Source organism: Colwellia sp. E2M01, assembly GCF_018860585.1.
GTDB lineage: Bacteria > Pseudomonadota > Gammaproteobacteria > Enterobacterales > Alteromonadaceae > Colwellia.
Genome location: NZ_JAHKPR010000034.1, coordinates 38,510 through 45,729, shown reverse-complemented (window position 1 = coordinate 45,729; position 7,220 = coordinate 38,510). Strand labels below are relative to the sequence as shown.

Sequence of the window (7,220 nt, the reverse complement as noted above, 5' to 3'; positions counted from 1 at the left end):
TTGGGAAGAAATTTAATCAGATTGGTATTATTGCCATAAAAAGAAGTAGAACGTGTTGAGTGAGCAAAAGTAAGGGTGTTAATTAGCCTTTGTTCTCTATGAGTGTTTGCGCTTGGTCAAGATTATTTAAATCTGTTATTTCAATCATTTCACAGTCATCTTTGATCATCTCAGTGATCAAGCTTGGGTAAACACGACAATCTTCAGGTCTGTTTATATAAATACTGCAAGTATAAATGTTGACTGCTGTTGGAGCGTTTTCCGTAGTTACCTCTAAAAATGGACAGCGGCTAAGTTTAGCACCCGTTTTAGGATCGAACCAAATCTCATTTTTTTTAACATAATCGAATATTTCAGGATTAAAAATCTCCCAAAGATCTATTTCTTCTTGGCTCGCCGCTAAATCACCACCGCCGTATTTAATGCAACATTTTCCACATTGATTACAATCTTTCATATTGTCACTAAACCTTTACACCGTACTGAAATAAACCATTAAGCCGCTAAATAACCTATATAAAACGATTAAGCTGATACGCTTATCATACCATTGATGTTATTATCTGTGCCGAATTTTAATGTGTTACTAAAGAGTATTATTAAAGGGTATTAATTGAAGTGATGAAGCGTATTGATAACTTTGTACAACAATGGCAAAGCAAGCAGACAATGGTACCAATTGTTACTGAGCAAGTAACAGAACTTGAGCATAAGTTATCGGTTCATTTACCCGTGTCATATAAATACTTAATTTCCACTTATGGATTAGTGCATACACCGAACGTATTAACTAAAACATGTGACTTGAATGTCGCCATTACACAAGTACAAGATTTTTTAAGTCTTGATGATGTATTTTCATTAACAAATTTATATGAGATGAGTGGTATGCCAAAAGGGCATATTTTATTTGCCTCAGACTGTGAAGGAAATATGTTTTGCTTCAAGCGAGAAGATTGTCATCAGCAGCAAGACATACCTGTATATTTTTATAATCATGATTTACGTACCATCGAACAAGTAGCCGATTCTTTTATTGGTTGGCTGGAACAATTTAACCATTGATAACGAGTCTCAGATGACAACACTGTTAAACACAGAAATCAGCTTTCGCTTTTTAAAACTTGATAAATTTCAAGCTTATTCGTTAGTGCGTGAAATTATAGGCTCCAGCCATAGCGAAGCGAATAATTTGAATAAACAAGAATACGTAGCGCATGTGCCATTAACCACTGAAAACTTTGAAGTGATTAATGATTACTACGTAAGACAAAGAATAGCGTTAGAAGCATGTGATATTTTAGTTTCGGTATCTGCTGAGCAGGCTAATGGCGCTGTCGATATTCCGCTTATCGTTAACAAAATGCTAAAGTACATTGATTGTAAGTTAACTTTTTCTTATTGTGTAAAGTTGGTTTAGCGTATCCCATTAGTTATTAACGACATTAAAGCTATTGTTCTAGTGAGCAGTCTATGACTATTTATATATGAGTATTAAAGTTAAAAACCTAGCCACTTCTCTAATAAACGTAGCAACAAGTACAAACATAAGCTGTGCTAATTGTGAAGCTTGTTGTTGTCGTTTAGAGGTTATGTTGCTTAGTGATACAGGAGTGCCAGATCAATATGTTCATGTAGATCAGCACGGCAAAGAAACTATGTTACGTGCTGATGATGGTTGGTGCTCAGCGTTAGACCGAGATACCTTGATGTGTACTATTTATGAAAATAGGCCATGGGTATGTAGGATCTTCGAAATGGGTTCGCCAGAATGTATCGAAGAACGAGAAGAGAATAGGTAACTTAAAAATGTCCATGCACAGGCCTATTTCAATCTATCGTTTTTAGCATGTACAATAACGTCAATAAAAAATTCGCGATTAACAGTCCATCTTCAAACTACTAACAAATCGTTAGTAAACTAACAGAGTCAAAACTCCATGATATTAAATCCATACACAGATACCGCAGAATTAATTGCAGCATTAGAAAATCAAATAGAAGTATTATCTGAGAAAATTAGTACCCTAAAACAAGAGCCACAAAGTTTTAACGAACAAGTTATTTTTAAATACATTGATACGGCAAGTACAGGTAAAACAAAAGATTTTGTTCGTTCATTAGGTGTTAAATCAGAGCGTGGTTCATTATTTTCATCAGGTGATGTAAGTAAGTTAATCAAATCAGGGGCGGATGATATTTCCCCTGCATTGCTAGCTATCGCGCGTGAAGTCGTCAATATGAAAAACAAAAAGCGCTAAGCTGATGAATAAAGCCGTTTTACCTACATTACTTGGTGCATTTACCAGCTTACTTGCGATTTGGGCCTTGCATACATTCCTTATGGTTAATGATTGCATAAACCAAGGTGGTGAGTTTGAGTATGCTACCGCTAAGTGTTTACTAAAAGATGGTCAATTATATGATTCAGGTATCGCCGAATACGTATTAGCGCTTTATTTTGTCGTTGGTTTTGGTGTTTCATTTTTTGTCTCTAAATTACTGAGGAAATGGCTAAATATTCCAAGGTAATTCAACTTACGAGTACATATCTGAAGTTAACAACCTAGCCTTATCTTGAATAAATTTTAATTAGTTTAAATTAATTAAGCGAAGTAAAATTAAATAGCGATTAATCAGGTCTATTTAATGACTACTGATACCAATGCCAATTTATAGAAATCCATTTACGTCTTAACATTTAGCGTTAGCAAGGTTATAAATTAAGACATACATAAGTTAAGTCATATTAGCTCAGCTATATTACTTAAGTGGGTTACGCTATAGCTTGGTTACAAAGGTATTAAAATAAATTGTTCATGATAGGAAATTAACGTGTTACGTCGTCTAGTACTCCAAGCCATCGTTTTTGTTATAGCATTTCAACTGATCTCTTTGTTAAGGGAGACTAGTATGTTATCAACTGACACGCCATTAAATAAAGCTATACCCGCTCAACAAACCCTTAATATAGAAAATATTCCAACATTGATGGGCGAAACGGCGTCATTAAAAGCTCAAGGTAAAACCACTATTTTATATTTCTTCGCCCCTTGGTGTAAGATCTGTCACGCCAGTATTGGCAATCTACAAACATTGTTTGAAAAAAATGAAAACATTGATGTGGTGGCTATTGCTATGGATTATAGTAGTACCGATGAAGTCTTAGATTTTACTAGCCAACACCAACTCACATTTCCTATTGCACTAGGAACACAAGCCTTGAAAAAAACATTCGAGGTAAGCGGTTATCCGAGTTATTACGTGTTAAATATCGACAATGTAATTGTAGGAAAGTCTATGGGGTATTCTTCCCAATTAGGTTTATACTTGCGCTCTTTATAACTTTCCATTAATTTTTGATTAGCTTTCGCTTATTTGTCGATAGTGATCGTTGCACGGTTTGTGTACACTGTTAATATTATTAGCTTATAAAAATAAGAAATATTAAGATGCACATTACGGACAATTTTGACAGCGGCAATATTCGTGTTATTACTGCCGCGGACGCAAACAATATCCAATTAGAAATCAAACACGATAATCAATCGGACTTTTATCAATGGTTTCACTTCAAACTACACAATGAATTAGATGTAAATGGCAATCGTCAAGAACATATAATGCAGATAAAAAATACAGAAAACTCAGCGTTTCCCGGTGGTTGGAAAAACTATCAAGCGGTAGCTTCTTATGATCGCCAATATTGGTTTCGTGTTCCCACTCAATATAGTGATAGTGTGCTAACTATTACTTTTACACCAGAATTTGACTCCGCTTATTTAGCTTACTTTGCACCGTACAGTTATGAACGTCATCAAGATTTACTGCATAACGCGCAAATGCATACACATTGTCAGTTACAAGTTTTGGGTCAAACAATCGATGGTCGTGAGATGAGCTTATTAACGATAGGCGAAGCTGGCGATGGCAAGCGCAATATTTGGATCACAGCGCGACAACACCCTGGCGAAACAATGGCCGAATGGTTTGTTGAAGGCATGCTTGATAGGTTACTTGATGAAGATGACGGTGTAGCCCGTGCTTTATTAAACAAAGCTGTTTTTTATATTGTGCCAAATATGAATCCTGATGGTAGCGTACGCGGTCACCTTAGAACAAACGCTGTTGGCGCTAACTTAAATCGTGAATGGCTTGAGCCAACAATGGATAGAAGTCCGGAAGTGTATTTGGTACGAGAAAAAATGTTAGCCGTAGGCGTCGATATGTTCCTTGACGTGCATGGTGATGAAACCATCCCCGCTAATTTTGTTGCAGGCTGTGAAGGTGTTGTTGCTTATGATACACGGCACAAAGCTTTAGAAGATAAGTTCAAAGAAATTATGCTTGCCATTACCCCTGAGTTTCAAGATGAATTAGGCTATGAAAAGGAGCAGCCAGGTAAAGCTAACCCTACAATAGGTACTCACTGGGTTGGCAATCAATTTACATGTTTAGCGTACACTATTGAAATGCCTTTTAAAGATAATAAATTTTTACCCGATGACACTGTAGGCTGGTCTGATGAAAGAAGCCGTATTTTGGGGCGCGATTTTTTAACAGGCATTTATCACATGGTTGATGATTTACGATAGTGTTATTTTTACATTAATTATCCTTAGCTAGAGCAACTGCAATTAACTAAAGAACACCCACACGTTAGGAGCTAATCGTGCAAGATTTTGTCGACAGTATTAATGCCATTATTTGGAGCCCAGCACTTATTTACTTATGTTTAGGTGCAGGCTTGTTTTTCACAGTAGTAACACGCGGAGTGCAAATACGCCATTTTGGTGAAATGTGGCGCTTACTATTGTCAGGTAAAAGCTCAGAGCAAGGCTTATCTTCTTTTCAAGCATTGTCTATTTCATTATCAGGCCGCGTTGGCGCGGGTAATATTGCAGGGGTAGCTACGGCCATCGGTTTTGGTGGGCCTGGCGCTGTATTTTGGATGTGGGTTGTTGCTTTTTTTGGTGCCGCTACTGCGTATATTGAATCAACTAATGCGCAAATATACAAAGAAGAAACCGATGGTTTTTATCGTGGTGGCCCTGCTTATTATATAGAAAAAGCGATGGGGCAAAAATGGTACGCGTGGATATTTGCTATTGCGACCATTATTGCCTGTGGGGTTATGCTTCCTATGGTACAGTCAAATGGTCTTGGTGAAGCTATAACTTTAGTTTTTGGTCGAGGTGACATATTAGAGACATCTCTTGGTAATTTAAGTACTGTTAAAGTGTATACCGCAACAGGTATTGTACTTTTACTAGGGTTCATCATTTTTGGTGGTGTTAAACGGATTGCCACTTTTGCCCAAGTCATCGTACCATTTATGGCGCTTGGTTATATTTTAGTGTCTTTAATCATTATTGGTTTACACATAGATAGATTACCTACAGTGTTTATGATGATTATTAACGATGCTTTTAGTCCTATGGCAGGTGTTGGCGCTGCAATCGGTTGGGGCGTAAAAAGAGGAGTGTATTCTAATGAAGCAGGTCAGGGGACAGGGCCACATGCGGCAGCGGCTGCCGAAGTTGAACATCCAGCGCAACAAGGCTTAGTGCAAGCTTTTTCTGTCTATATTGATACTTTATTTATCTGCTCAGCCACCGCATTTATGATCTTAATTACCGGTGCTTACAACGTTCATGGTGCTGGCGAAGTTTTTTTAATTCAAAATGTTGCCGCAGATGTTACTGCTAACGGACCAGCATTTACTCAATTGGCGGTTGAAAGTGTCTTTACTGGTATAGGCAAACCTTTTGTCGCTGTTGCTTTATTCTTTTTCGTTTTTACCACTATTTTAGCGTATTTCTTTATTGCCGAAAGTAACGTTTATTATATAAAAAGAACCTTGAAGATCCCGGGCTTACACCTGTTATTAAAAATTATAATAACTATTGCTACTTTTTACGGCACAGTTAAAGCGGCTGATTTAGCTTGGGGTATGGGAGATATTGGCGTAGGCATTATGGCTTGGCTGAATATCATTGGTATTATTATTATCTTCTTTATGTCAAAACCTGCGATTAAAGCGTTAAAAGATTATGAAGCTCAAAAAAAATCAGGGGTTAAAAATTACAGTTTTGATCCGAAGTCATTAGACATAAAAAATGCTGACTTTTGGCAGCAACGTTTTACCGATAAGCAGGCAGCTTTGCAAGATGCTAATAAGGTTGATAAGCCTATTAACAAAGACGTTTAAAATAACCATAGCAGTTAATTTACCTAGCAATAATGCATACAGTGACTAGTGAAATAGCTTATGAGGTCAGGTATACTATGCAAAATTATGCTAAGTGGCTCAATACTAATAAAATTGTACTCATAAACAGTCTTGTTCGACTTATAGCGTATTATTTCATTTATTATCGACATTAGCGTTAGTATCATTGTAAAGGTATATACATGGCCGTAATTAATTGTCCAAATTGTAAAAAGAAAATTTCAGATAAAGCAAAAATTTGTAATCATTGTCAGCTTGATTTATCTGATCTTGATGCCGATAAAATTGATAATTTGAACCGTGTGAGTTTAATCAATAAAACACAACGTTTAATGAATTATTCATTTTTTGCGATGATACTATTTTGTGGTGGTTTTTTGCTCATGTTTTGGGATAATGTAGCGCCCGGAACATGGCAGCATACCGGCGCTATGATCGTTACCGTTATCGGTTTTATCATGTATATTGTTATTCGTACCATGTTGTTATTTAACAAACGTAAAACTGGCTTATAGACATAGTCTTTTGCGAGTTTTACTTTTTATATTATATATTTTTATCTTGGAATTTTAATGGATTTACTTAAAACCATAGACGCAATGTCAAACGATATGTATTTACGTTTACAGTGCGCAGCAGAAACAGGCAAGTGGCCTGAAGGTACAGTAGTAGACGAAGCTCAACGTGCAACAGCTCTACAATTGAGCATGGCATATCAAGCACGACATTTAGATAATGATCAAATGTTGACTATCGGCTCTAATGGCCAGATAGTTGAAAAAAACAAGCGACAGTTAAAAGCAGAATTTTCAGGTAATAAAGCTGAAGAAGAAATTAAAAGCTGTAGCAAACCAACACAAGCTGACATTGCTTACTTCAGTAACAACGAGCTGTAATACTTAACTTTAAGCACTATTTATAATCCCAACACTTCATTAAACTAATTTAATTCACAGTAGGTTATTTACGATTGTTGATTAAAACTTAG

At 36.4% G+C, this 7,220-nt stretch carries 11 protein-coding genes; 10 read left to right on the top strand and 1 reads right to left on the bottom strand.

The features are described from left to right. Positions 1 to 82: 82 nt before the first annotated feature. Positions 83 to 457: a YkgJ family cysteine cluster protein gene (locus KO502_RS07730; protein ID WP_216022003.1), complete on the bottom strand. Its 375-nt coding sequence runs from the start codon at positions 455 to 457 to the stop codon at positions 83 to 85. 164 nt (positions 458 to 621) lie between these two features. Here KO502_RS07730 and KO502_RS07725 point away from each other — a divergent pair, with 164 nt between their 5' ends. The 10 genes from KO502_RS07725 (at position 622) to KO502_RS07680 (ending at position 7,128) form a co-directional block, all read left to right on the top strand. Next, entirely contained in the window at positions 622 to 1,065 is a 444-nt protein-coding gene (locus KO502_RS07725) for an SMI1/KNR4 family protein (protein WP_216022002.1), read from the top strand. A 13-nt stretch (positions 1,066 to 1,078) separates the two neighbouring features. Then, positions 1,079 to 1,420: a hypothetical protein gene (locus tag KO502_RS07720; RefSeq protein ID WP_216022001.1), complete on the top strand. Its 342-nt coding sequence runs from the start codon at positions 1,079 to 1,081 to the stop codon at positions 1,418 to 1,420. A gap of 67 nt (positions 1,421 to 1,487) precedes the next feature. Next, the gene (locus KO502_RS07715) at positions 1,488 to 1,802 is read left to right on the top strand and encodes a YkgJ family cysteine cluster protein (protein ID WP_216022000.1); all 315 of its coding nucleotides are present in this window, start codon (positions 1,488 to 1,490) and stop codon (positions 1,800 to 1,802) included. Positions 1,803 to 1,940: 138 nt separating this feature from the next. Continuing rightward, positions 1,941 to 2,261, top strand: a complete 321-nt coding sequence (locus tag KO502_RS07710) for a hypothetical protein (protein WP_216021999.1) — start codon at positions 1,941 to 1,943, stop codon at positions 2,259 to 2,261. Between the two features lie 4 nt (positions 2,262 to 2,265). After that, positions 2,266 to 2,532, top strand: a complete 267-nt coding sequence (locus KO502_RS07705) for a hypothetical protein (protein ID WP_216021998.1) — start codon at positions 2,266 to 2,268, stop codon at positions 2,530 to 2,532. A 381-nt stretch (positions 2,533 to 2,913) separates the two neighbouring features. After that, positions 2,914 to 3,345: a TlpA disulfide reductase family protein gene (locus tag KO502_RS07700; RefSeq protein WP_216021997.1), complete on the top strand. Its 432-nt coding sequence runs from the start codon at positions 2,914 to 2,916 to the stop codon at positions 3,343 to 3,345. Between the two features lie 107 nt (positions 3,346 to 3,452). Next, complete coding sequence (locus KO502_RS07695; protein ID WP_216021996.1) at positions 3,453 to 4,595, top strand: M14-type cytosolic carboxypeptidase; 1,143 nt, start codon at positions 3,453 to 3,455, stop codon at positions 4,593 to 4,595. A gap of 77 nt (positions 4,596 to 4,672) precedes the next feature. Continuing rightward, positions 4,673 to 6,211, top strand: coding sequence for an alanine/glycine:cation symporter family protein (locus tag KO502_RS07690; RefSeq protein WP_216021995.1), 1,539 nt, complete (start codon positions 4,673 to 4,675; stop codon positions 6,209 to 6,211). A gap of 203 nt (positions 6,212 to 6,414) precedes the next feature. After that, the gene (locus KO502_RS07685; protein WP_216021994.1) at positions 6,415 to 6,747 is read left to right on the top strand and encodes a hypothetical protein; all 333 of its coding nucleotides are present in this window, start codon (positions 6,415 to 6,417) and stop codon (positions 6,745 to 6,747) included. A 57-nt stretch (positions 6,748 to 6,804) separates the two neighbouring features. Further along, the gene (locus KO502_RS07680; protein ID WP_216021993.1) at positions 6,805 to 7,128 is read left to right on the top strand and encodes a DUF1315 family protein; all 324 of its coding nucleotides are present in this window, start codon (positions 6,805 to 6,807) and stop codon (positions 7,126 to 7,128) included. The last annotated feature ends 92 nt before the right edge of the window (positions 7,129 to 7,220 follow it).